General features: G+C 74.8%; 1 rRNA gene and 1 pseudogene. One reads left to right on the top strand and one right to left on the bottom strand.

Annotation, left to right across the window (positions count from 1 at the left end):
• Nucleotides 1-103: 103 nt before the first annotated feature.
• A 5S ribosomal RNA gene (gene rrf / locus HK417_RS24400) occupies nt 104-220 on the top strand.
• Nucleotides 221-548: 328 nt separating this feature from the next.
• Here the strand turns inward: rrf and HK417_RS24395 are convergent.
• Nucleotides 549-998: pseudogene (locus HK417_RS24395) on the bottom strand (hypothetical protein); the annotation flags it as partial.

The raw sequence follows: 998 nt of genomic DNA, 5'->3' as shown, positions 1-998 counted from the left end.
CCATCCAGCCCTTTTGAGCTCGATGTCACGCGTCCACTGTGCAGCTCTGGAACAACGAACACCCCCCACCCGCGTGCCGGGGTGGGGGGCGGTTCCACAGTGTTACGGCGGTCATGGCGAAAGGGAAACGCCCGGTCCCATTCCGAACCCGGAAGCTAAGCCTTTCAGCGCCGATGGTACTGCCCCGGAGACGGGGTGGGAGAGTAGGACACCGCCGGACAATCTTCGAGAAACGGGGGTCAGAGCATCACTGCTCTGGCCCCCGTTTCTCGCGTTCTCCGTCTGCTGCCCTGACAGGCGGACCTCCGGTCCCGGCCCGGCAGCAGCTTCCCGGCGCCCCTCCGTGCGTGCGCCGACTACGAGTGAGGTACGAGCAGACCATGACAACTCCGCGACGTGGGGCCAGCGGGTCCGATCGAGGGCGCGGCCCGGGAGGCGGCGCTCGGAGTGCGGGCGGCGGTGCGCGCAAGGGGGGCGACCGCGCCGGACGTCCGGCAGGGCACCGCGGGAGCCGGCCGGCCGAGGGCGGCTCCCGCGGCGGCGCCGGGTCAGGGCGGGATGACCGCAGCTCCCGCGGGGGCACGACGGGCGGCTCGTCCTGGCAGGAGCGCCGTCCGGGTGGGGACCGCAGTCAGGGCGGCTCGTCCTGGCAGGAGCGCCGTCCCGGTGGGGACCGTCCGCAGCGCGCGGGCGGGGATCGTTCGCAGCGTCCCGGTGGCGAGCGCCGTGAGTGGCAGGACCGCCGTCCCGGCGGGGACCGGAGTCAGGGCGGCTCGTCCTGGCAGGAGCGCCGTCCCGGTGGTGACCGTCCGCAGCGCGCCGGGGGCGACCGTCCGCAGCGCCCCGGCGGTGAGCGGCGAGAGTGGCAGGAGCGCCGCCCGGGTGGCGACCGTCCCCAGCGCGCCGGTGGCGATCGTCCGCAGCGTCCCGGTGGCGAGCGCCGTGAGTGGCAGGACCGCCGTCCCGGCGGGGACCGGAGTCAGGGCGGCTCGTCCTGG

The sequence above is a fragment of the Modestobacter marinus genome (assembly GCF_019799945.1).
GTDB lineage: Bacteria > Actinomycetota > Actinomycetes > Mycobacteriales > Geodermatophilaceae > Modestobacter > Modestobacter marinus_B.
The sequence above is the reverse complement of the archived record's forward strand: the minus strand, read 5'-3'. Positions and strand labels throughout refer to the sequence as shown.